This window comes from Paenibacillus sp. CAU 1782 (genome assembly GCF_054551715.1).
On sequence record NZ_JBTOLL010000003.1, the window covers coordinates 351,117 to 375,670 of the forward strand.

Sequence of the window (24,554 nt, forward strand, 5' to 3'; positions counted from 1 at the left end):
TACGATGAATTTGCAATACAGTTTGCCCCAACATGATCGGGAAGCGGGACAAAGCGCTGTCGGCGAAGAAATCCAATATTGTATCCCCGCTAACTTGTCTCTGCTGGGCAGGCGCATGAGCGGATGGTTCATTGTAGGACGGGATCGCTGGGCGTATGTCGAAAATGGTGAAGTGGGCAGCAGCGGCGAAATTGCGGAAGGCTCGGACTACAAGATGGTTCCGCTGATCGGCAATGTCATATTGGAGTGCGAGCAACACGGAGTCAAAACCATTTTGGCCCGGTCAACGATGGAGCATGCCGCCAGATACGGCTATCTGTCGCAAGTGTTGAACGACAAAGCCGACGGACGGAAAGTGCGAATTTACAATAAGGAAGAGGAAACGTCCTGCCGAACCTGCAACAGCTCGCTTATTCCGGGCACGCGCGTTTGTCCGCGCTGCATGAATAAAGGAGCAGCCTTCAAACGATTGTTCGCCGTATCGCGTGCGCATTGGAAGAGCTTTTTGCTGGTTCTTGCGATTTTGGCGGCATCTTCGGGGCTGGCGCTGTTGGGGCCGTATTTTCAAAAATTGCTTATTAACGGGGCCCTTCAGCCGGTTGGAGGAGAGTCAAATACCACGTTATTTGCGGTTGCCATTGCCGGAATGGTGGGATGCCTGCTGATTGGGGAGCTGCTTGGCATCGGCCGTAACCGGATGATGGCCGGCATTAGCTCCGGCATCTCGGCTGATCTGCGAAAGCTGGTGTATGACAAAACGCAGAGCCTTTCGCTTGGTTTCATGACCTCGCAGCGCGCAGGGGATATGATGAACCGGATTACGTCCGATACGGAGCGGATTCGCCAAATGATTCAGGAGCTGTGCACAACGGCGGTATTCCAGTTTATTATGCTGGTTTCGGCCAGCACGCTGCTGTTTATGGCGGATTGGCGGCTTGCTATTGTGGTGCTGCTGCCCGCGCCGCTTGTCGCTATTTTGCATCGATACATTTGGAAGCATGTTCTGAACAGGCTTTTTCACAAGCAATGGCGAGTTCAGGACAGAGCCAATTCGTTCCTGCATGATGTATTAAGCGGCATTCGGGTTGTAAAAGCGTTTGGCAAGGAAGAACGTGAAATCCGGCGATTTCGTTCCCATAATGCAGATTTTGCCGCTGCGGCGATAAAAAGCGAAAAGCTGTTCAGCATCCTGTCTCCCATTACCAACTATTTGATCCAGCTTGGCCAATATTTCGTGCTGCTGATCGGATGCAATTTGATCCTGCGCAGCGAGATGAGCATTGGGGAGCTCATTCAGTTCAGCGCTTATGCCTCCATGATTTTTGGGCCTATATCCTGGCTCATGTTTATGCCTAGATGGATGGCCAACGCGTTTGTTTCCATCGAACGGATCTTTTCGGTCATTGACGAACGGCCGGAGGTCGAGGAGTCTCATCAGCCGGTTAAACATAACATAAAAGGCCATATCCGGTTTCAAGGGGTTTATTTTGGCTACAAGTCGTATGAGGCCGTGTTGAGGGATATTAATGTTGAAATAAAGCCCGGCGAGATGATTGGTCTGGTCGGGCATTCCGGCTCTGGCAAATCAACGCTGATCAATCTGCTGTCGCGATTTTACGATGTTGATGAAGGAAGCGTGATGATTGACGGGGTTGATATCCGGGATATTGAGCAGGCGGAGCTTCGTTCGCAAATCGGCGTTGTGCTGCAGGAGACGTTTCTCTTCAGCGGGACCATTATGAACAATATCCGTTATGCCAAGCCGGATGCGAGCAATGAAGAAGTGATTCAAGCGGCGCGAATCGCAAATGCGCATGACTACATTATCGCGCAGCCCGATGGCTATGATACGATGCTTGACGAGAACGGAAGCAATCTTTCCGGCGGAGAGCGCCAGCGGCTGGCGATTGCGAGGGCGGTGCTGGGTGATCCCCGGCTGCTCATCCTGGACGAAGCGACAGCTTCGCTTGATATCGAGACGGAATCCGCGATACAGGAGGCGCTTCAGCGGGTGGCGCACGGCCGAACCACTGTAGCGATCGCGCATCGACTGTCCACTCTGCGGAACGCCGACCGCCTGATCGTGCTGGAAAAGGGCCGGATTGCCGAAATAGGCTCTCATGCCGAGCTGATCCAAAAGCGTGGCATCTATTACAAGCTCATTCATGCCCAGCGGGAAATGTCGTCGCGGATCAAGAACGAGCAGAACTCTCCAAAACTACCAACTGCTTCCGAAGTATATTAAAATAAGAAGATATAAAGGTATGCTTACAAATCAACGTTCTTTCAGAGCCTTCTAAGCGTTTGCTTTTGTTCCCGGATTCCAACAGTTAACCTTCAATTAACAGGAATCTGGGATCAATAGCCACACGTTTTCGTCAGAAAACGTTCTTCGGAAGCATATGCTCGGAAGGGTCTTTCATGCGGTGGCCGCCCTTTCTGAAATCTTTAGTTGAACTTATACAGTACCACCCAGTCAAAAGGAGAAGCCATGAACAATCCCATCCATATTCTTGTTGCCGAGGATGATAGCGACATCAGCCGGCTTTTGTGCAGCATCATCAGGAACAGCGGCTACATTCCCCAGCCCGCTTTCTCGGGAACGGAGGCGCTGCTCTACCTGGAGCAGCACAAATGGAGCTTGCTGCTGCTGGACCTGATGCTGCCCGGTATGTCGGGCGAGGAGCTGCTGCAGCACATAGAAGATCGCAGTGATATGCCGGTCATTATTATATCGGCCAAAGGCGAACCGCAAACGAAGGTATCCGTCCTGCGCGGCGGAGCCAATGATTACATTACAAAACCGTTTGATATCGAGGAAGTGTCTGCGCGAATCGATACCCAGCTGCGCCTGTATGCGCGCATCGGGCAGCACGTGTTGCCCAAAATCATGGAGCATAAAGGGCTTGCGCTGGATCAGGAAGCCATGACGGTGAAGATTGGCGAATATGAGCCCAATCTGACAGCAAGAGAATTTGAGATTTTGCGGTTATTGTTATCCGCCCCCAAGAAGGTGTTCACCAAGTCCAATCTGTACGAGCAGGTATGGGGCGAAGCCTTCTACGGCGACGATAATATTATTAACGTACATATGAGCAATTTGCGAGGCAAGCTGGCCAAGGCGGCCCCGGGAAGCGAATTTATCGAGACAGTATGGGGCATGGGGTACCGGCTTAAGCCTTAATACATTCTTAAGTATTGACTTTAGAACCTCTTATGGTTTCATTTCTATACTTGGTCTATCACAAGAAGGAGGCCAAGATAAAAGATGGAAGAATATGTTTTGAAAACCTATCAATTATGCAAGAGCTTCAAAGATACCAAAGTGCTGAGCAACGTCAATCTTTCCATACCCAAAGGCGCTATCTACGGTTTCATTGGACAAAACGGAGCGGGCAAATCAACATTGATCCGGCTTGTAACGGGATTGGCTTTTCCTACAGGAGGGGCGATTCAGCTATTTGGCGAATATGGAGAAAAGGAATTGACTAAAGCGCGCAAACGAATCGGCTCCGTTATTGAAAGTCCTGCACTTTTCCCGAATATGACGGCAAGCGAAAATGTGGAGGCCAACCGCATATTGCGTGGCATTCCCGGCAAGGACAGTGTCGCACGTATGTTGAAGCAGGTCGGCTTAAACGAGACAGGCAGTAAAAAAGCAAAAAACTTCTCGTTAGGCATGAAGCAGCGGCTGGGTCTTGCCATTGCGCTGCTGGGCGATCCGGAATTTATTATTTTGGACGAACCAACCAACGGACTTGACCCTATGGGCGTTATCGAAATGCGCGAGCTGCTCAAAACGCTAAACCGCGAGCTCGGCATTACGATTATGATTTCCAGCCACATTCTGAGCGAGCTGCATCTAATGGCCAGCCACTTCGGCATTATTCACCGCGGACAATTGCTGGAGCAGCTGACCGCAGCAGAGCTGGGGGACAAATGCCAGAAGTATGTTCATATTGGCGTAGATGATCCAGGCAAAGCGGCAACCGTCATTCAAACCGAACTGGGAACGGCGGATTTCGAGGTGATGCAGGACGGCTCCATCAAGCTGTACGGCCGCTTTGAGAAGCCGAGCCAAATCTCATCGGCTCTGTTCAAGGCAGGGCTTCAAGTGGAAAAGTTTCTGCCGGCTGGCGAGGATCTGGAGAGCTATTTTACCAGTGTGATCGGGGGTCAGCGTCATGTATAACCTGATCATGGTGGAATGGTTCAAGCTTCGTAAAAACCGTTCCTTTTGGACAATGCTGGCAATTCTGGCCATTTTGTCGCTTGCGTATCCGCTGCTTTATTATTTTGACAGCGAGGGGCCAGGATATACAGGCGTCGAATTTCTACTCGCCTTTTTGCCCAGCAATGCCTACGCTATCAAAATCGGTGTTGCGGTATTGGCCGGCTTTTTTATTTCCAACGAATATGCTACCGGCGTCATGAAGACGATCGCATCGTCCGGCAATACCAGAGGGCGGTTGTATAGCGCAAAGCTGATCATGTTTTCGGTCGGAGCAATGGCATTGTCCATAACGTTCCCGATTGTCAGCACGGTTGAAGTAAGCTTATTGTCGGGCTTTGGTCAATTGCCGGGGGGCAGCGACCTATTTTACCTGTTGCGTATATTGACGCTTACGCTTCTGTATACGTCGGCATTTGCGGCGATTGGAGCTTTATTTGCCGTTCTTATGACGGACGGCGGTAAAACGATCGGCGTTTCAGTCCTGTTTTTTCTGGGAATTGATGTGGCGTTGGCAGGCATAGGCTCAAAGGTTGCTTTTGTAGAAACGATCTATCAATATTCCATCTTCAAGCTCTTTGGCGATATCCCTCTGCTTGATGTGGAAAGCGGCGAATGGCTTGCGCTCCTGCTTGTGCCGCTGGCAACCATTGTTGTATCCGGTTTTCTGGGCAATCTGGTGTTTCGGAAAAAAGATATTAAATAAAGGACGGAGGGGGAGCGTTGCTGCTTATCATAACCCTTATTTTGGCCGGGGCAACGGCTCTCCTGCTAGTCCGCTTGCTGATGCTTCGGCGGGAGCTGGGACGGATGACGGAGCAGTTAAAGCTCTATAATCGGGGAGAAAACGGCAAAAAAATAGATGTCGCGTTGTTTGATGGAAAGCTGGAGGGGCTGGCTGAGCAAATTAATGCCCAGTCTCAATTAATTATTGAAGCAAAAGCATTGAAGGAACGAACGCAGCAAGAGTTTCGCTCGGCATCCGCTAATATGTCCCATGACATTCGCACGCCGTTGACTTCTATTTTGGGCTATATTCAATTACTGGAGGGCGATGCCGGAACGCCGGAGGAAAAGCGGGAATACGTAGCCATTGTGAAAAATCGGACCAAACGGCTGCAAGCGCTGCTGAACGACTTTTTTGAACTGGCGCTCATTGAATCGCCGGACGATTATCTCAAAGTCGAAAAGCTGGATCTGACGGGACTGATCTCCGATGTCCTATTTAGCTTTTACGATACGTTCAACGAAAGCGGCATGATGCCTGTTCTCCGGCTGACGGAGGAGAAATTGATTGTTTTCGGCGATGAGTCTGCGATACGCAGAGTAATGGAAAACTTGCTGCTCAATACGGTTAAATATGGTAGCGGGGAGATAGAGATCCATTTTCAAAGGCTAAACGGCGAGGCCGAGCTGAAAATCGTGAACGAAGCGGAAGGGTTGGATGGAAATAATGTCAACCTTCTATTCGACCGTTTCTATACAGCTGACCGGGCACGATCTGCTCAAACGTCGGGGCTGGGTCTTTCAATCGCCAGAGGTCTGATGAGTAAGATGGGCGGCACGCTGACAGCGAAGCTTGAGGGGAAACAGCTGATGATGATTTGCAGATGGAAGCTCCCGGATTAAACGCGGTGAACTCCTGAAAGTAATCATTAGTTGAACTTAAATAGATGTTAGACTGCCGGATTCCGCAAAACGCGGGAGCCGGCTCTTTTTCGTTACGTATAAACGCAACGTTTTAAATCCCCCAAAAGAGATAATCATGTAGATATCCATAGAAATAGAATTAGGAAAAGAAATGGGAAAGAAAAGAGGGATCTACAATGACAAAGCTAGAACCCCTGTGGCGGGATGAAGTAAAGTTGCAGAGTTTTCCTGCGTTAAAGGGCGATCAGGATGTCGATATGGTTATCGTTGGCGGCGGCATTTCGGGAATTACCGCGGCATATTTGCTGGTTAAGGAAGGCTTGAAGGTTGCCCTGCTGGAAGCGGATAAACTCCTGAATGGCACGACCGGACATACGACTGCCAAAATTACGGCCCAGCATGACTTGATCTATGACGAATTTATTAGCCATTTTGGGAGAAGCGCGGCCAGACTTTATTATGAAGCGGCCCGTGACGCCATGGGGTTGATTAGAAGAGCGATAGACGAGCATGGGATCAGCTGCGACTATGAGATGCAGGACGCTTATTTGTATGCCTCCACGGAGCAGTCGCTAGCTAAACTGCGGAAGGAGCTTGCCGCTTATGAGAAGCTGAGCATCGACGGCGAGCTGGTGAAGGAGATTCCTTTTGACATACAAGTATCGGGCGCTTTGAAAATGAACAAGCAGGCGCAATTCCACCCGCTGAAATATTTGTCCCGCTTGGTTCAGGCCATTACGGATGCCGGCGGTGTCATCTATGAGAACACAACGGCAGTAAACATTAAAGGGGATGGGGGGAAGAGAACGGTACATACCGTGAACGGGTCACGGGTGACGGGGGATTATGTGATTGCCTGCTCGCATTTCCCCTTTTATGAAGGAACAGGACTGTATTCAGCTCGGCTGCATGCGGACCGCTCCTATGCTCTTGCCTGCAAAACGAAAACAAAATATCCCGGAGGCATGTATTTAAGCGTCGATCAACCGGCACGTTCCCTTCGTTCCGCTTTGCTGGATGGTGAACAAGTCGTGCTGATCGGGGGAGAGAGTCATAAAGCGGGACAAGGCAAGGATACCCGCCTTCATTACGAAGCGCTGGAGACCTTTGGCCGGGATGTGCTGGGAGTGGAGCGGATCTTATATCGTTGGTCGACCCAGGATTTGATTACGCTGGACAAGCTGCCATACGTTGGCACGATCACGGCTTCCGAACCGCGGGTTCTGATCGCGACGGGATACCGCAAATGGGGGATGACGAACGGAACGGCTGCCGCAAACCTGCTTAAGGATCTTGTTTTGGAGCGACGAAATCCCTATCAGGAGTTATACGCGCCTTCCCGGTTTTATGCAGACCCCAGCTTGAAGAAGTTTTTGATCGAAAATGCAAATGTGGTCAAACATTTGATCAAAGGAAAGCTGGAAATGCCGAATCAAGAGGTCGAAGATTTGTCCAATGATCAAGGAGCGGTTGTCACCATCGATGGCGAACGAAAAGGAGCCTACAGAGACAGGGAAGGCTCCTTGCATGTGGTGGACACAACCTGTACGCATGTTGGCTGCGAAGTGAACTGGAATGCCGGGGACCGCACATGGGATTGCCCATGCCACGGCTCCAGATTCTCCTATACGGGCGAAGTAATTGAAGGTCCCGCCGAAAAGCCCTTGCAGAAATTTCACCATGACATGCTGGACAACTTTATCAGCCCCAATTCCGGCTATTAAGCGGAAGGTTTAGCCATCCGCGCTTCCGGCTTATAAGTGAAAAGGATCGGCCATCTCCGCATCCGGCGTAAAAGTGGAGGGTTTCGCCATCTCCATTCCAGCTTTAGCGGAGAATTGTACCCTCTCCAGCTCCGACTATCGTGTGGAAACGGCGGTTTCTTCGTCGTTTCCCCATTCTTGCCATGCGCCTTCATAGGGGCGAACATCCGGGTAACCCAGCAGCCGGAGGATGAAATACGTATGGGCGCCGCGGGAGTTGAGCTGACAATAAGGGACAATGATGTTGTCCCTGGTTACGCCAATTGCTTCCAATTGAGCGGTTAATTCCTCTTCCTGTTTAAAATAGGGCACGCCGTCCGGCGCATCAAGGTTCAGCGCGGCTTGCCATTCCAACTGGACCGCGCCGGGAATATGGCCGCCCTTCCGGTTATTCCGCTTGTCAGCGCCGGTATATTCGTCCCTGGACCGCACATCCAGCAGCAAAATGCTTGAAGGCGCCGATTCAAGCTGCGCCTTGGTCGTTAACAGCTCAGGATGGCTTCTTGCCCTCGTCCACTGCCCTCGTTTATGACGGGACAGCGAGTCGGGGGAGTCCTCCTGAATTGGCTTGCCGGCCGACTTCCAGGCGGTAAATCCTCCATGCAGAAGCCGGACGCGTCCACGCAAACCGTAATATTCCAGCACATAAAAGACGCGGGCAGCCAATGCGCTTTTGCCATCGTCATAGATAACCAAGTCAACGTCATCGCTGTAGCCGATTTCCTCCAATGCCTCTCGCACCGTATACAACGGGGCGACATCAATGGCATTGGGATGCTTCAGAAGCTCGGAGCGCAAATGGCGCGCGCCCGGAATATGCCCCTGCTGGAAGCCTTCCTTCCGAACATCCAGCACCAGAAGGTTTGATTTCCCAATATGCTGCTCAAGCCAGTTCACGTCTACAAGCAGGTCTTGATTTTCATAGGCCATATTGTCCCTCCTATCATTAACCTTCCAAGTAGCGCTGATATGCATCATCATATAGCTTCAAATACTCATCCAAACCTAGCTTTTTGAAGTTTTCAATAAAGGTATCCCATTCGCTAAACGGTGTATCTCCAAAAATAAATTTGGCTTCCCATTCCGTAACATACGTGTTGATTTCCTTATCCAGCGTTTGAAAACGCGTGTTGTCCTGGAGCGGATAATGGAATATCGGCCAAACCTCTTTCAGAATATCATCCTTTACTTTTTCTGTCGCCGCGCTTGAGGAAGGAAGGCTTTCCGCCCCTTTAAAATACTTCTGCTTCACCATCGCCGGATACCGGCCGCCAGGCCATGTCACATATTGGATCAGCGCCTGCTCCACCGTCAAGCCTTGCGGGTTTTGCTTGATTTCGTCCACAAACTCCAGACTTCCGTCGGGCAGCTCCTGATACGTCACGTCTTTGATTCCCATAAGGAACAGCTTGATGCCTTCATCGCCGTAGAAATAGTCGATCCAGCGCACCGTTGCTTCGGGATGATCATTTTTGCCGGTAATCACGAATGAACCCGGATAGGAAACTCTTGGTCTGGTCAAGGAGAAGAGATGATCGCCGTAAGGCCCCTGGTATGCCGCTCCGCCAACGTAAGAGTCCTGCCCCATCAGCGTTTCGGGATTGGTTGTAATCAGAGAGCCGTATACCCCCTGAGAGCCTTTTGATATAAACTCCGGACTTTTGATGGTGAAAATTTCTTTGTCGATTAATCCCTCTTGGTAGAGTTTATTAATGAATTGCAGAAGCTCCTTGTATTTCGGGTCCGTCGGAATAAAGCGAACGGTATTTGTGTCGGGATCGAGGTCGGCGAGAGGATGTCCCGCGCCTCGGTTGCCAAGTCCCCAGGAACCTCTCAAATACTGCACCAGAGGAGTGATGCCGACGCTGCCAAACGGGATTTCATCGGATTGGCCATTGCCGTTTAGATCGGTTTCTTTAACCGCCTTCAGATAGTTGTACAGCTCATCAATGGTGGACGGCTCGGAGAGAGACAGCTTGTCGAGCCACTCCTGATTGATCCAGAGCTTGTTGTTCGTCACCGCTGTCGTAAACTCGGGATCAACGGCAGTCGGGAATGAATAAATGTTTCCGTCGGCCATCGTTACCGCTTTTTTAATTTCAGGATAGTTCTCCAGCAGCTCCTTGAAGTTGGGCGCATATTGATCGATGAGGTCATTCAACTTGACGAAAATGCCTTCCTGACCGTACTTCAACAGATCCGCTGCCGGAAATTGCGCAGTATGAAAAGCATCGGGCAGCGCGTTGCTTGTGATAACCAGATTGCGTTTTTCCGGCAACGCATCAAACGGGACCAGCTCAAAGTCGACATTGATGTTGGTCTGCTTCGCATATTCCTTCCAGATGAGTGTTTCATTCCAGTTTGCCGCCGTAGTGGCGGATTTGCCTGCAAATATTTTCAGAGAAATGGGTTCTTTTGTGATCGGGAAGCCGGTATCGTTCAAATTCTTTGCTGGGGCTTCCGACGCTTTCTGCGACTCTTGCGCTTTTTCGGCGTTTTCCGGGCTTTGACTGACGCTTCCCCCTCCATTGCTGCTGCAGGCCGTCAGCCCCAGGGACAGAACAAGGGTAAGAACAAAAGTATGAATGAAAGCTTTTTGTTTTTTCATGACTCAACGACCTCCATGTTTATTAGTTTCCTACAAATGCGATTCCAAAAATTTGGTTTTAGCATTGGGACGAACGATCAACCTTTCACAGAACCGATGAGAGCTCCTTTCACAAAGTATTTTTGCAGGAATGGATAAAGCAGCAATACCGGAAGATTTGCCGCAATAACGGCGGCATATTTGATCGACTCCACATTCCAGAGATGATTGACCAGCGAGTCGTCGCCTAAGGAGACCATATCCTGCATATCGCTCTGAACCAAAATTTCGCGCAGCAAAAGCTGAAGGGGATAAAGCTCGCGGTTGTTCAGGTACAGCATGGCGTTAAAATAGGCATTCCAATGCGTCACGCTGTAAAACAGGATCATGACGGCTATGATGGGCATGGATAACGGCAATACGATTTGCCTCAGCAATCTCAGGTTGCTGCTTCCGTCGATTAAGGCGGCTTCCTGAATGTCCGAGGGTAACGCGGATTGAAAGTACGTCCGCATAATGATGATATTTACGACAGACACCGCGTTTGGCAGAATCATCGCCCATACGGTATTGATCATGCCCAGGTCGCGAATGAGCAAGTAGGTCGGAATCATGCCCCCGCTGAAAAAGAGAGTGAACAGCAGAAACAGCATGATGGTTTTCCGCCCGGCAAAGTCTCTGCGCGATAAGGGATAAGCGGCGCAAATCGTTAAGGCAAGATTAATTGCCGTTCCCGCAATGGTGTAGAGCAGTGTATTGATAAAACCTTGCCGCAGCTCAAGGTTACCGACTATTTTGACATAGCCGCTGTAATGGATGCCTTTTGGCCAAAGCCAGACCTCTCCCGAAACAACGGCTTGCGGATTGCTGATCGAAGCGATAGCGACAAAAAACAGGGGGTAAAACACGATAAGCGCCACGAAGCCAAGGAAGATATAAATGAACAGATTGAAAAAACGGTCTTCCTTTCCCGCAATATGCAAAACCCTCTCCTCCTTTTACCACAGGCTGGTTTGCGTCAATTTTCGGGCCGCAGTATTGGCAATCAGCAGAAGCAGCAGATTAACAACGGAGTTAAACAGCCCAACGGCGGTCGAGAAGCTGAATTGCCCTTCAATAATTCCCGTCCGGTATACATAGGTCGAAATAATATCCGAAGCTTCCATATTCAAAGCGTTTTGCATCAGGAAGGCTTTTTCAAAGCCGATGCCCATCATAGAGCCAATCTGCAGAAGGAGCAGCACCATGATTGTCGGAAAAATGCCCGGGATGTTGATATGGCGGATTCTTTGCCAACGCGATGCCCCGTCGATGCGGGCCGCTTCATGCAGCCCGGGATCGATGGCGGTTAAGGCGGCAAGATAAATGATGGAGCTCCAGCCCATATGCTGCCACACGCCTGAAAAAACATAGATGCTTTTAAACCAGCCGGGATCGGTCATAAAGGAAACAGGCTGAAAGCCGGTCCATTCCAGCAGCTTGTTGACGATGCCGTATTGCGGCGACAAAAACAGCATGATGATGCCAACAAATACAACGGTGGACAGGAAATGAGGCGCGTAGGTGATCGTTTGGACAAAGCTTTTGAACCATTTTTTTTGAACTTCATTAATACACAGCGCAAGGAGGATGGGCGCCGGAAAACCGACGGCAAGCTGATAGAAGCTGATGCCTAATGTGTTGGTGAGCAGCCGCTCAAAATAATAGCTGTTGAAAAAACGTTCAAAATGGGTGAAGCCCGCCCAGGGGCTATCCCAAATGCCTTTTGACGCGGCAAAATCCTTAAAGGCGATCAACACTCCGTACATAGGCGTATATTCGAACAAAATAAAATAAGCGATGACCGGGGCAATAAGCAGGTATAAGTCCCAGTTTCTTTTGAAGCTTCGCAGCCAATAAGGCAGCGGTATAGCAGCTTGCTTTTTCCGGCGCACAGCCAGCGGCTTGGTCAACTCCCTCATGATCTACCCTCCCGGCTATTGTTGTGGAAGCCCCAGTAAATGGCGCGCATTGTTGCCGAAAATGGCTTCAATCTCTTCCTCCCGAAAACGCAGCTCTCGGGCAATCCTCACCTGCTCCTGCAAGTAACGGTTAATAAAACCTCGCGGCAGGCTATTGGAGTCGGTGCCAAAAATAATTCTCTCCGGCCCGATCAGCTCGTAGGTTTTGCGGAACAAGTGCTCAAGAGTCAACTCATACGGCGTCCAGCGAATCCATTGGTTGGAGCCGGAGGTATCGATGTAGATATTGGGGCAGCCCCAGCATAAATGAAGCAATTCCTGAAAATACCCGGCTCCAAAATGAGGGATGATGATGGGGATGGTCGGATATTGCCGGGCGACATTAAATATGGCCAAAGGATTGATGTTGGCATGCTGGACGATGCCCCCGGTGTGACCCAGCAGGCCGAAGTGGATCAAAACCGGCAGCCGCCGCTCCGCCAAAAATGTCCAGACCGGCTGAAGCGTTGGATCATGGAACGGGATTTGAACCATCGGGGCGAAAATTTTGTAACCCCGCAGCCCAAGCTCATCGACCGCTCTAACCAGCTCATCCCTTGCATCGGGGCTTTCGATGGCATGATGCGCAAAGCCGGTCAGCCGGTGTGGATGTCTGGCGATTTGCGCCGACAATTCGTCATTATTGGCCGCCGTCAAAAAATTGATGCCGCCGATATTGTGCGCGTCCAGCGACTCTATCCAGCGATCCGCTAACGGCCTGCTGTCATCGTCGGGGGCATGGTTTCCCTCCGGAAAGTCCCAAGTCAGTCGCATCTGCCGGGAGCGCTCGCTGTTTCTGGCCTGATGGATTTCGTTGGATGAAAGAAACGGCATAGGATAGGGCAAATGCCCGTGGATATCAAATACTTTAAAGTCATTGGCAAACAACATGTTTGTTCCTCCCCTATAATGCAACCTCTCCTGAAAAGAAAAAAACACGCACACCATCGCTGGAGCTTGCAAGCTCAAGGTCAGAGGGGTCCGTGTCCGGCTGTCCGGTTTTCGGCTGTTTTGATATAAAATATTTCCGATAAGATTAGTTTGTTTTATGAAGCGTACACCCCTAATTGGAAATTGTCAACAATCGCAATTAAAATTCATATTATTCCTATAAGGATAGTTTACAAATCTTGTCTTGTTGATTTACAATGTTCAAAAAAACAACGGGTCCATACCGTGCGCAAAGGTGATGACGATGAGCGAATTGAAGCGAAGAATGATCTTAAACCTTGTTTTAAGCAATGCAGGATCGCATCGGGGAGCATGGCGCCATCCCAATACCAAGCCCGCCGAAATCCACAATCACAACTATTTTCTTAAGTTGGCGCAAAAGGCGGAAGCGGCACGGCTGGACTCCCTGTTTATTGCCGACGGTTTGTCTGTCGAAGTTAAAGCGGTGCAGCATGCTCCCATCTTTGGGTTTGAACCCGTGACGCTGTTATCCGCCATTGCAGCTGTTACTGAAAAGATTGGTTTGATCGCCACGGTCTCAACCAGCTTTTCCGAACCGTATAATTTGGCTAGAAGCTTCTCTTCTCTGGATCATATTAGCGGGGGGCGGGCAGGCTGGAACATGGTCACAACCGGGGTAGACCGGACTGCGGCCAATTTCGGGCTGGAGCATCTGCCTTCCCATTCGGAGCGGTACGAGAGAGCATCCGAATTTGCCGAAGTTGTGCTGAAGCTGTGGGATAGCTGGGACGGAGATGCGCTTGTTCAAGACCAGCAAACCGGATTTTACGCCGATCCCGGGAAGGTGAGGGACATCTTCCATCAAGGCAAATATTTTTCGGTGAAGGGCGCTTTAAATATAATGCGATCGCCGCAGGGGAGACCGCTTATGGTGCAGGCGGGGTCTTCGGATGAAGGGAAGGAGCTTGCCGCCCGGTATGCGGAGGTTATTTTCACCATCCAGCGCACGTTGGAGGAAGGACAACAGTTCTATAGCGATTTGAAGGGAAGGCTGGAACGGTGGGGCAGATCCAGAGACAGTCTCAAAATATTGCCGGGTTTGCACGTCGTTGTAGGAAAAACAGAAAAGGAAGCAAAGGAAAAAGCCGATGCGTTGCAGAAATTAACTTCTATAGAAAGAGCGCTTATGTCGATGTCCAATATGCTGGGTATTGATTTTTCCGCTTATCCGCTGGATGCCCCGTTTCCCCAATTGCCGGAGCCTAGCGAGGTTAATGCCTATCAATCCTTTCATAAAATGATTAAATCCGTAGTCGACAAACAGCCGTTAAGTATTCTGGAGGTGCTGGAGAACTATTGGGTCGGCAATGGCGATTTAAAAATCGCAGGAACACCCAGCCAGGTAGCTGACGTTATGGAGCATTGGTTTGAGAGCGGAGCGGCGGACGGCTTTAACATCATGCCCCAGCTTAATGATGACGACATCGATTTGTTTCTGGAGGAGGTGGTTCCCGAGCTGAAAAGGAGAGGTTTGTTCCCGGATGCCTACAGCGGAGATACATTGCGGGAGAATCTGGGGCTGGTGTCTGTATGAAATAGCAGCTAGCAGGATATAACAGTTATTGTTGTGGGTTTTCATGTAAAAAACATACTTTGTTCATCTATTCTTCATGCGCAATGGATGAAACGATGGTATTCTTTAAAACAAGGAGTATATAATAATGATTACAAAAGGTTAATGATTCTCAAGTATACTTCTAAAACAAATAAAAAACTCTGGGAGGAATTTCAACTATGTCTCTGATTGGAACAGAAGTTAAACCATTTAAGGCTTCCGCGTACCACAATGGCAAGTTTATCGACGTTACTGAAGAAAATTTCAAAGGCAAATGGAGCGTGGTATGTTTCTATCCAGCCGACTTTACCTTTGTTTGCCCAACTGAGCTTGGCGACCTGCAAGATCAATATGAAACATTGAAATCGCTTGGCGTAGAAGTATACTCCGTATCGACGGACACTCACTTTACACATAAAGCTTGGCATGACAGCTCCGAAACGATCGGCAAAATCACGTACATCATGATCGGCGACCCGTCGCACACGATTTCCCGCAACTTCGATGTATTGATCGAAGCGGACGGCCTGGCTGACCGTGGCACGTTCATCATCGATCCGGACGGCGTTATCCAAACGGTGGAAATCAATGCAGGCGGTATCGGCCGCGATGCAAGCACGCTGGTTAACAAAATCAAAGCGGCGCAATATGTTCGCACGAATCCGGGCGAAGTTTGCCCTGCCAAATGGCAAGAAGGTTCGCAAACATTGAAGCCGGGTCTTGATCTTGTAGGCAAAATCTAAAGGGGGGCTTTACGGTGTTGGATTCGGATATCAAACAACAACTCGACCAATACCTTCAGCTCTTGGAAGGCGATGTGCTGATCAAAGCAAGCGCATCGCCCGACGATGCCGTATCCAAAGACATGTTGGCTCTGCTGAATGAGCTGGCCAGCATGTCACCCCGAATTACGATAGAGGAAGCTGGGCTGGAAAGAACACCGAGCTTTAGCGTAAACCGGGTGGGAGAAGATACGGGGATTGTTTTCGCCGGCATTCCGCTCGGACACGAGTTTACTTCGCTCGTTCTGGCGCTGCTTCAGGTGAGCGGTCGAGCTCCGAAGGTAGATCAAAGCGTTATCGATGAAATCAAAAGCATTAAAGGCAATTATACGTTTCAATCCTATATCAGCTTAACCTGTCATAACTGTCCGGACGTTGTTCAGGCGCTTAATTTGATGAGCCTGCTCAATCCCGGAATCTCCCATACGATGATCGACGGAGCCGTATTTAAGGAAGAAGTCGAAAGCAAGGAGATTATGGCGGTACCAACCGTGTTCCTGAACGGCGAATTTTTCGGCAGCGGTCGTATGACCATTGAAGAAATTATCGCCAAGCTGGTTGATGCTCCGGATGCATCGGTATTTTCGGACAAAGAACCATTTGACGTATTGGTAATCGGTGGAGGCCCGGCTGGCGCAAGCTCCGCGATTTATGCGGCGCGCAAAGGCATTCGCACGGGTATCGTTGCCGAACGTTTCGGCGGCCAAGTGATGGATACCGTCGGCATCGAAAACTTTATCAGCGTCAAATATACCGAAGGCGCCAAGCTGGCGGCTAGTCTTGAAGAGCATGTAAAAGAATACAATGTAGACGTAATGAAGCTTCAGCGGGCTAAACGCCTGGAGAAGAAGGAGCTTATCGAGGTAGAACTGGAGAATGGCGCGGTTCTGAAAAGCAAAACGGTAATTCTGTCCACCGGTGCTCGTTGGCGTAATGTTGGCGTTCCGGGCGAGGCGGAATTTAAAAATAAAGGCGTTGCTTATTGTCCTCATTGCGACGGTCCGTTGTTTGCGGGCAAACACGTTGCGGTTATTGGAGGAGGCAACTCCGGAATCGAAGCTGCTATCGACTTGGCCGGCATTGTCAGCCATGTGACGGTACTGGAATACATGCCTGAACTGAAAGCGGATCTCGTTCTGCAGAAACGGCTGCATAGCCTTCCAAACGTGACTGTTCTGACGAATGTTCAGACAAAAGAAATTACCGGCACCGACAAGGTTAACGGAATTTCGTACACGGAGCGCGATAGCGGGGAAGTGAAGCATGTCGAGCTGCAAGGCGTATTCGTACAAATCGGCTTGGTTCCTAATACGGAATGGCTTGGAGATACTCTTGAGCGTACTCGTATGGGTGAAATCGTGGTGGATCAACGCGGCGCAACCAGCTTGCCAGGCGTTTATGCCGCCGGCGACTGTACCAACGGCCCGTTCAAGCAAATCATTATTTCCATGGGTTCCGGCGCTACCGCTGCTTTAGGCGCTTTCGATTATTTGATTCGAAACTAACCAACCCTTTATATAAAAACATATTTCTAGGAAGCCTCGGAGGTTCGTGTCCGATGCCGGATAAATTCTCCTTTGGCGCAGATCGCTGCAACAAGCGTTTGCATCAAGGAGAACCGGCTATCGACAGAACTTTCGAGGCTTCTTTTGGGATCAAAACAGAAAGTAGTGCTTGACCTCGATAGAGGTCAAATACTGCGGGACAAGGGGCTTCCGATTGCAAAATTCGGCTTGTAAAGGGTGCGCGGCGTCTTTGCGGAGTGCCAGAGCCAGAAGCTACCTGCACGCTGCGGACATCCTGTATGCAATGGACATCCTGCACGTACGGACATCCTGTACGCTATGGACATCCTGTACGTAATTGACATTCAGTATGCAATGGACATCCTGCACGTACGGACATCCTGAACGCTATGGACATCCTGTACGTAATGGACATCCAGTATGCAATGGACATCCTGCACGTTACGGACATCCTGTACGCTATGGACATACTGTACGTAATGGACATCCATGACCGTTAAAGCCTTGTTTTGATGCAATGTCCATGTTTAAAGGTCATCCATGACCGTAAAAGCTTACATTCATCCCCGAAACGCGACTTTTGAGCATCTAAAGGACAGAGGTGACCGTTAGCTGAAACGAATGCACCCATTTTGGGTTCTAGTGGTCATCGGTGACCGCTAGACGGGCAAAAGGCAGCTGTCCATGTCCATTTCGAAAAAAGATGATCGTCTAACGTGTTTGACACTCTTGCTTAGTGAAATCAGGCGCTAATAATATCCACGGTATCTCCATCTTTGAAATTCCAATCCTTCATCAAACTTTTGTGACAAATTGAGGAATGATCATTTTTGACGTATCTTTTTCGTACATTTATGACAACGGTATGTATAATATAAGAGATGCAATTATGAAAGTCCGCATGACGATGAAGAGGAGGCTCCATCCTGAACGACTACTCTGTTTTAAATGAACTTACAACAGCCTGTCCCCATATGAACATTTATAGGAATGAAGAGATGAAGGAACGCACCTTTATCAAGGTTGGCGGAAAAGCCGACTATTATGTGCAGCCCTCTTCCCTGGAAGAAACCGCCGAGGTGGTTAGAATTGCCCATGCGAGGAAGATACCGCTGACGGTGCTGGGGTTCGGCAGCAATGTCATTGTTCGCGATAGCGGCATTCGAGGCATTGTGTTGAACATGAACCGTTTGAATACGATTTTGGTGGATGAATGCCGAATCATAGCGGAATGCGGCGCAAGCTTTATCGATGTGTCGCGTACGGCGAGAGATTTCTCCTTGTCCGGCCTGGAGTTTGCTTGCGGTATTCCCGGAAGCGTCGGAGGGGCCTTGATGATGAACGCGGGAGCTTACGGCGGCGAGGTTTCTTTTGTGCTGGAGCAAGCAACCATATTGACCAAATCAGGGGAAATCAAGTCTCTGGATGCTTCGCAATTCCAATTTGGTTATCGCTCCAGCATTTTTGAGAGGGAAGGCTACATTGTAATGAATGCGGTTTTCCGGCTTGAAAAAGGAGAGCTGGCGGACATCCAGGGGAAAATGGATGAATTCACAAATCTGCGCGAGGATAAGCAGCCATTGGAATATCCATCATGCGGCAGCGTGTTCAAGCGTCCGCCCAATATGTTTGCGGGCAAGCTGATTTCAGACAGCGGTCTGCAGGGTCTCAGAATCGGCGGAGCGGAAGTTTCGACCAAACATGCCGGATTTATCGTAAATATTGACCACGCAACCTCAACCGATTACCTGGAACTGATTGCGCACGTTAAAAAGACGGTGAAAGAAAAATTTGACGTCGAGCTTGAAACGGAAGTAAAGATAATTGGCGATCAACCACAGGGTTAAAAAACGAGTAGTCGCCGTAGCCAAGAACAACATAGTAGATCCTGCTATTGCAGCAGACATTGCATTGGCCCGCGCTCAAGGAGCACGGGTCTTTTTTTATTTCCATCGTGATGCTATGGGGTGGGGGCAACACGGTGAATTAGATTGGGTGGATTAATGTCTGTTTTTCTGTACTAAATGTAATATATATTTGACATTATGTAAGGTGAGGTGTTAGGATGTAGGAGAAGGGAGGATTTGGATGAAAAATAAAAAAATGAAATTAGCCAGAGTGGAAGCCGATTTATCGCAGGAACGGTTAGCCGAGATTGTTGGCGTGACCAGGCAGACGATAAATTTAATCGAATCGGGGAGCTATAATCCAACCCTCAAGCTGTGCATCGACATCTGCAAGGCGTTGAATAAAACGTTAGACGATTTATTTTGGGAGGAATGACGATGAAAGGTGAAAAATCTATAAAAGACGCAAAAATGATCATGGCTGCCGCATTGATTGCCGGAATTCTTTTGCTCGCGGCGGGGTTTGTTGTGAAAGCCGTGGATTCCACTCTATTTAACAACCACAAGGCATTAATGGCATTGTCGCTTCTCCCCTTAAGCCTGGCGTTATCGTCATTCATGAAGCTCTTCAGACTAAAAAACTCGCCCCAGGCCATGAGAAAAACCATCATTAAGGAAAATGATGAACGACTGATTGCCCTCCATAACGAAGCGGATGCCAAAACCTTTAAGATGCTGCAAGGCTTATTGTTTTTAACGTATTTCGGGTATACGTTTATTTATCCGGAAGAAATTTTTGTATCGGCGGGCTGGTGGATTTTGTTAGTGCTGCTGCTGGGTTCGATCACCATTCAAAGTCTGCTGCGTCATCTGCTATGCAGAAGCAATTCCGGGACAGAAGGATAGTAAGATTGATCCAACCTGAACGGCAAACCAGCTTGATGAAGCCGGTTTGTTGTTCTTTTTGTTTTGGGAAAAAAGGCAAATGATAAGGATCATCCATTCAGCCTATATCGTTATTCATTGACAGTTTGGAATATTTAGGGTTTAAATGGAGAGATGCAGGTATAGAGGAGGATGAATAGATGATTCTAACAGCAGGCAATCCAGAGAGCGTATACATGTCACATGCTAAAATAAAGCATGCCCGGGATACGGCGGCCAAGTGGGTAGAGGAGGGGAAGTTGCCCGCCCTGGCGGTTTTTGCCGCACGAAGAGGAACCGTTGTATTACAGGAAGCATTTGGTGCAGCGGCCTACGAAAACGACGCGCCGCCACTTCGGCTTGATACCTTGTTTCCACTGGCCTCCATCAGCAAAGCAATTACCGCAACAGCAGCCATGATCCTGGTGGAAGACGGCAAACTGGGGCTAAACCGCTCCGTTTCCTATTATATCCCGGAGTTTGTTGGCGAGGGAAAAGCCAACGTGGCCGTTCATCACTTGTTGACTCACACATCCGGAATGAACGGAGAGACTATTTATGCCCATTCGCAAAAGAAAAAGGATGGCGTAATTATCCCGCCTCCTTCTCCTACACAAGATCCCGATCTTCATGAATATCTCTATTTGGGATATGATGCCCCTCTCTGGAAAACGCCAGGCACGGAAATGTCCTATTGCGGCTACGGATATGAGTTGTTAGGGGAAATAATTAGGCGGGTTAGCGGACAGTCGCTGGACGACTTTGCTAGAATAAGGATTTTTGAGCCGCTCGGCATGAAGGATACGCATTATGTGGTTCCAGAATCATTGCAGCACCGGGTTGTTCAGCGAAACCCCGATGGCCCGGATCGATGGGCGGGGACCTTGCAGCATATGGTTGAGCCTTCCGCTTCAAGCGGAGCTTACTCTACGGCCATTGATATGGCGATATTCGCACAGATGTACCTGAACAAAGGCACTTACGGCGACGTTAGAATTTTGAGCAAAGCTTCCATTGAAACGATGACCCGAAACCAAATTCCCGGCATACCGGCAAGTTGGGGGGATATGTTCTTCACTGAAGCCTCATGGGGTCTTGGCTGGAGTATTCAAGGAAACAAAAGGGACGAATACGGCTCCTTGTGTTCGCCGCAAACCTTTTCGCATGGCGGTGCTGGCGGCACTTTCCTGTGGGTTGATCCGGTGAGGGAAGTGGTTGGCGTATACTTCTCCGTTTACAGTCATTACACCGACTGCGGCACAGATCTGTACAGCAACATGATTATGTCCGCTATTGAGGATTAACTCCTTATCGGTCAGGGATGAAGCCGCTGCACGTAATGTTTGGGCGTAAAGCGGCTGAATTCCTTAAACTCTTTAATAAAATGATTTTGATCGCAATAACCCAGCTCGTAAATATGGTCCAGCATTTGGCGGTATTGGCTGCCCTCCAGGTTTTGCACGACATGCTGAAACCGCATGATGCGGCTGAACAGCTTGGGAGACAAGCCAACATGCTTCTCGAAGGTTTTGACCATATACCGGGTGGAATATCCGGAGTCGCGGGATAAATCCGCAACATTGAGATTACCGTGGGATTGGATAATTTTTTCGGTCGCGTATTTCACCAATGGATTAATTTCCAGCTCATCCCGGATATAGTCGTTATAGTAGCTTTCAAAAGCGGCAATCCGCTCCTCAAAGCCGGAAGCTTCAGCCACTCTGGACAACAGCACATTTGCATGCGGCAGCACATCCTGCACCGGAATTTCCTGGCCGCTAAACATGCCGATGGGGTGTTTGAAGAAATGCTCCGCATACCCCGGCAAGAAGCAAATAGAAAAATAATGGCATGCCGGGCGGACAAAAAGCCCTTCCGTACCTTGGTACAAATTGCCGCATAGGTTGGCTGACGGGTGTTCCGGGTGGCAGCAAATGACCAGATGGACGCAGCCGTCGGGAATGATGGTGGCTTGATTGATATAAGAAGCGTCAACATAGTGGCCGGAAAAAATGAGGCCTCCGTTAAATAACGACGAACTTTTGGAGCGCGCTTCGGAAAACTGGCTCAGCGCTTTCTCCAGAAGCGGCTGAGAAGGCTGATAAATGGCTGAACGGCGCGTAGGTGTCATGGAACAGGAGCTCCTTTCTTCTGGTTGTCTAACAATCAGCTGCAATAATGCCGACTTAGTCTATTGGAAAAATAGATTTTATATTATTTTACTGCTTCCAGAATAGTTGTCAATGTCTTCGGGCACATGGCAGCGGTTCTTTTTTTTACTATATTTCTTGGGAATCGTATTCTAAAATCAGTAAAACCGCATGAATTTACTTTGTTTAAGAGATAAAGGGAGGAATTGTAATGAGCAAACCAGGCGCAGCTCCATTTCGTTTTGACGTTGTAGGCAGCTTTTTGCGGCCCCAGGAATTGAAGGCGGCAAGAGAGAAGTTTGCCAAAGGAGAGTTTTCGGCCGAGGAGTTAAAAGCCGTAGAGGACCAGACCATTGCCGATTTGGTGAAGAAGCAGAAGGAAGCCGGCCTGAAGGTAGCGACCGACGGGGAATTCCGCAGAAGCTGGTGGCATCTGGACTTCTTTTGGGGATTGCAAGGCGTTAGCAAAACAACCAGCGATTCCACCAACGTATTCAAAAGCGCAGAAACCCGTTCTGAATCCGCCGAGCTCAGTGGCAAGATCGGAGGGAAAAACCATCCCTTCCTGGAGCATTTCAAATATGTCAAAAGCATAGCTGGCGATGATATCGCGGCGCGTCAGACGATTCCTTCGCCAACGCAGTTTCTGCATCTTCTGATATCGCCCAAAAATATAGACAACACCAATCAGTTTTATCCCGACAGGGAAGAGCTGATCCAGGATATTGTAAAGGCGTACAGGAACGTCATCGGCGATTTGTATGATGCCGGCTGCCGCAACGTCCAGCTGGATGACTGCTCTTGGGGACAATTTTTTGACGGGCGCTCCAAAGCGTTTGATCAGGACAGAAGCACCGATGAGCAGCGAAAGGAAGAAAAGCTTAGAATCAACAACCTTGTGTTGGCCGACCGTCCTGAAGATTTGGTCATCACCACGCATGTATGCCGGGGCAATTTCCGTTCCTCTTGGGCGACCTCTGGGGGGTATGAGCCGGTTGCGGAGGCGTTGTTCGCCAAACAAAACGTGGATGCCTATTATCTGGAATACGATTCCGATAGAGCCGGAGGTTTCGAGCCATTGCGTTATGTCGGCAAAAACAAAAAGGTCGTGCTCGGCCTGATCACTTCCAAAACGCCGGAGCTGGAGGACAAAGCGGAGATTATTCAACGAATCCGCGAAGCTTCCCAATACGTTGAGCTGGACCGTCTTTATTTGAGCCCGCAATGCGGCTTTGCTTCTACGGAAGAAGGCAATATTTTGACCGAGGAAGAGCAATGGGCGAAGCTTCGTCTCATTAAGGAAATTACGGATGAGGTTTGGGGCAATAACTGATCGTGCGCGTTGAAAAAGTCGAGTTGGTTCGGCTGGTTCTGGTGGTTCGGTTGGTTCGATAGAGCTGGCGCCGATACCAAACGTGGCGCTTCACCACATAAGGCGGAACCTCTAACGAGGGGGAGGTGTTTATTTGCAGGAAGTGAGGGTAACCGAAACCTGGCAAAGGGCGGCTGTTTATTATGTTCGCATCAATACGATGGTCAAAGGCATGAACATTCCTCTGGAGTTGGAGTTTGACCAGCATGACGGCGAGCAGGCGAACTATATGCTCCTGCTGGACGGAAGCGAACCGGTTGCGGCGGCCAGGCTAAACATCATAGATGAGAAAACGGCCAAAATCGAACGCGTCTGCGTTGCGGCGGAATACCAGGGCAAAGGCTGCGGCCGCATGCTTATTGAAGCGACGGAGCGTTGGGCGAAGGAGTTCGGAGCCGAAAAAATCATCATAACCAGCCAGGATGGAGCGGTGGGCTTTTATGAAAAGCTGGGTTACCGCCCCGATTGGGACATCAAGTACGAGCCGTCTTTTATTACGATTGTTTATACGGATAAGCTGATTTGACGGGGAGTGCGGAAAGAGCTGGTCTGACAAGGAGTGCGGAAAGAGCTGATCTGACAAGGAGTGCGGAAAGAGCTGGTCTGACAAGGAGTGCGGAAAGAGCTGGTCTGACGAGAGTTGAAGGCAGCGCTTATTTGGCGAATTGTGAGTAGTCCTGACCTGACAAGATAGCTGGAAGTGTTGAATTGACAAGCATTGTAGGCAGAGTCGATAGCAGGAAGTGCTGATCTGGCGGGATTGCTGAAAGTGTTTATTTGTCGAGAATTGTTAGTAGGTATGATTTGCCGGGTGCTGCAGGTAGCGCTCACGCAATATGGAATGTTGTGAGTAATCGTTATTTAAGTTATACACTTCTTGGGCCGATACAGCGAGGATGTTGCTCCTCAAGCTGTATCGGCTTTTTGGCGCACAACCTAGAGAAATTAGCTTAGCTCAATTAGCGCCTCAGTATTTTAATACAGCCAACAGCCTCAATTTAGTAAGCGAAGACGCTTTTGAAGGGAGAAAAGGATAGATTCGATTCTAATGGACACATATGGCCATTAGAACCACTAGCCTTGCATAGAACCTGACATGCATTGTATTGGAAAGAATTCATATACATGAATTCCAACATCAATCAATATTTTACAGCGGTATGGGAGACCTCATTGCCAAAAAATCTATGCTTCA

General features: G+C 49.3%; 21 protein-coding genes. 15 read left to right on the top strand and 6 right to left on the bottom strand.

Going from position 1 to position 24,554, the window contains the following annotated elements:
* Nucleotides 1–4 precede the first annotated feature (4 nt).
* The 6 genes from ACX93W_RS12175 to ACX93W_RS12200 all read left to right on the top strand — a co-directional run bounded on the left by ACX93W_RS12175 (nucleotide 5) and on the right by ACX93W_RS12200 (nucleotide 7,605).
* A complete protein-coding gene (locus ACX93W_RS12175; protein WP_459392639.1) occupies nucleotides 5–2,245 on the top strand; it encodes an ABC transporter ATP-binding protein in 2,241 nt (746 codons plus the stop codon).
* 246 nt (nucleotides 2,246–2,491) lie between these two features.
* On the top strand, nucleotides 2,492–3,184 hold the full coding sequence (locus ACX93W_RS12180; RefSeq protein ID WP_459392640.1) for a response regulator transcription factor: 693 nt from the start codon (nucleotides 2,492–2,494) through the stop codon (nucleotides 3,182–3,184).
* A gap of 84 nt (nucleotides 3,185–3,268) precedes the next feature.
* A complete protein-coding gene (locus ACX93W_RS12185) occupies nucleotides 3,269–4,192 on the top strand; it encodes an ATP-binding cassette domain-containing protein (RefSeq protein ID WP_459392641.1) in 924 nt (307 codons plus the stop codon).
* Complete coding sequence (locus ACX93W_RS12190; protein WP_459392642.1) at nucleotides 4,185–4,937, top strand: ABC transporter permease; 753 nt, start codon at nucleotides 4,185–4,187, stop codon at nucleotides 4,935–4,937. Before ACX93W_RS12185 ends, ACX93W_RS12190 begins: the two co-directional genes overlap by 8 nt.
* Before the next feature lie 17 nt (nucleotides 4,938–4,954).
* The gene (locus ACX93W_RS12195) at nucleotides 4,955–5,860 is read left to right on the top strand and encodes a sensor histidine kinase (protein ID WP_459392643.1); all 906 of its coding nucleotides are present in this window, start codon (nucleotides 4,955–4,957) and stop codon (nucleotides 5,858–5,860) included.
* 197 nt (nucleotides 5,861–6,057) lie between these two features.
* The gene (locus ACX93W_RS12200; RefSeq protein WP_459392644.1) at nucleotides 6,058–7,605 is read left to right on the top strand and encodes an FAD-dependent oxidoreductase; all 1,548 of its coding nucleotides are present in this window, start codon (nucleotides 6,058–6,060) and stop codon (nucleotides 7,603–7,605) included.
* Nucleotides 7,606–7,740: 135 nt separating this feature from the next.
* Here the strand turns inward: ACX93W_RS12200 and ACX93W_RS12205 are convergent, their stop codons facing one another.
* From ACX93W_RS12205 to ACX93W_RS12225, 5 genes are all read right to left on the bottom strand, one after another.
* Nucleotides 7,741–8,574, bottom strand: a complete 834-nt coding sequence (locus ACX93W_RS12205) for a sulfurtransferase (RefSeq protein WP_459392645.1) — start codon at nucleotides 8,572–8,574, stop codon at nucleotides 7,741–7,743.
* A gap of 16 nt (nucleotides 8,575–8,590) precedes the next feature.
* Nucleotides 8,591–10,252, bottom strand: a complete 1,662-nt coding sequence (locus ACX93W_RS12210; RefSeq protein ID WP_459392646.1) for a type 2 periplasmic-binding domain-containing protein — start codon at nucleotides 10,250–10,252, stop codon at nucleotides 8,591–8,593.
* Between the two features lie 77 nt (nucleotides 10,253–10,329).
* Complete coding sequence (locus ACX93W_RS12215) at nucleotides 10,330–11,214, bottom strand: carbohydrate ABC transporter permease (RefSeq protein WP_459392647.1); 885 nt, start codon at nucleotides 11,212–11,214, stop codon at nucleotides 10,330–10,332.
* Nucleotides 11,215–11,229: 15 nt separating this feature from the next.
* A complete protein-coding gene (locus tag ACX93W_RS12220) occupies nucleotides 11,230–12,192 on the bottom strand; it encodes an ABC transporter permease (RefSeq protein ID WP_459392648.1) in 963 nt (320 codons plus the stop codon).
* A 15-nt stretch (nucleotides 12,193–12,207) separates the two neighbouring features.
* Nucleotides 12,208–13,122 carry an amidohydrolase family protein gene (locus ACX93W_RS12225; RefSeq protein ID WP_459392649.1) on the bottom strand — a complete coding sequence of 305 codons (915 nt, stop codon included), beginning with the start codon at nucleotides 13,120–13,122 and terminating at the stop codon, nucleotides 12,208–12,210.
* 304 nt (nucleotides 13,123–13,426) lie between these two features.
* Here ACX93W_RS12225 and ACX93W_RS12230 point away from each other — a divergent pair, with 304 nt between their 5' ends.
* From ACX93W_RS12230 to ACX93W_RS12260, 7 genes are all read left to right on the top strand, one after another.
* Nucleotides 13,427–14,737, top strand: coding sequence for an LLM class flavin-dependent oxidoreductase (locus tag ACX93W_RS12230; protein WP_459392650.1), 1,311 nt, complete (start codon nucleotides 13,427–13,429; stop codon nucleotides 14,735–14,737).
* Between the two features lie 200 nt (nucleotides 14,738–14,937).
* The gene (gene ahpC, locus ACX93W_RS12235; protein WP_459392651.1) at nucleotides 14,938–15,501 is read left to right on the top strand and encodes an alkyl hydroperoxide reductase subunit C; all 564 of its coding nucleotides are present in this window, start codon (nucleotides 14,938–14,940) and stop codon (nucleotides 15,499–15,501) included.
* Between the two features lie 14 nt (nucleotides 15,502–15,515).
* Nucleotides 15,516–17,045 (top strand): alkyl hydroperoxide reductase subunit F, encoded by a 1,530-nt coding sequence (gene ahpF / locus ACX93W_RS12240; RefSeq protein WP_459392652.1) that lies wholly within the window; start codon nucleotides 15,516–15,518, stop codon nucleotides 17,043–17,045.
* Nucleotides 17,046–17,992: 947 nt separating this feature from the next.
* Nucleotides 17,993–18,913 (top strand): UDP-N-acetylmuramate dehydrogenase, encoded by a 921-nt coding sequence (gene murB / locus ACX93W_RS12245; protein WP_459392668.1) that lies wholly within the window; start codon nucleotides 17,993–17,995, stop codon nucleotides 18,911–18,913.
* A gap of 241 nt (nucleotides 18,914–19,154) precedes the next feature.
* Nucleotides 19,155–19,349, top strand: a complete 195-nt coding sequence (locus tag ACX93W_RS12250) for a helix-turn-helix transcriptional regulator (RefSeq protein WP_459392653.1) — start codon at nucleotides 19,155–19,157, stop codon at nucleotides 19,347–19,349.
* Nucleotides 19,350–19,351: 2 nt separating this feature from the next.
* Nucleotides 19,352–19,819: a hypothetical protein gene (locus ACX93W_RS12255; RefSeq protein ID WP_459392654.1), complete on the top strand. Its 468-nt coding sequence runs from the start codon at nucleotides 19,352–19,354 to the stop codon at nucleotides 19,817–19,819.
* 179 nt (nucleotides 19,820–19,998) lie between these two features.
* Nucleotides 19,999–21,141 (top strand): serine hydrolase domain-containing protein, encoded by a 1,143-nt coding sequence (locus ACX93W_RS12260; RefSeq protein WP_459392655.1) that lies wholly within the window; start codon nucleotides 19,999–20,001, stop codon nucleotides 21,139–21,141.
* An 11-nt stretch (nucleotides 21,142–21,152) separates the two neighbouring features.
* Here ACX93W_RS12260 and ACX93W_RS12265 read toward each other — a convergent pair whose 3' ends face one another.
* Complete coding sequence (locus tag ACX93W_RS12265) at nucleotides 21,153–21,968, bottom strand: helix-turn-helix domain-containing protein (RefSeq protein WP_459392656.1); 816 nt, start codon at nucleotides 21,966–21,968, stop codon at nucleotides 21,153–21,155.
* Nucleotides 21,969–22,198: 230 nt separating this feature from the next.
* Between ACX93W_RS12265 and ACX93W_RS12270 the strand changes: the two genes are divergently transcribed.
* Both ACX93W_RS12270 and ACX93W_RS12275 read left to right on the top strand, forming a co-directional pair.
* Entirely contained in the window at nucleotides 22,199–23,320 is a 1,122-nt protein-coding gene (locus ACX93W_RS12270; RefSeq protein ID WP_459392657.1) for a 5-methyltetrahydropteroyltriglutamate--homocysteine S-methyltransferase, read from the top strand.
* Nucleotides 23,321–23,462: 142 nt separating this feature from the next.
* Nucleotides 23,463–23,885 carry a GNAT family N-acetyltransferase gene (locus ACX93W_RS12275; protein ID WP_459392669.1) on the top strand — a complete coding sequence of 141 codons (423 nt, stop codon included), beginning with the start codon at nucleotides 23,463–23,465 and terminating at the stop codon, nucleotides 23,883–23,885.
* Nucleotides 23,886–24,554: the final 669 nt, after the last annotated feature.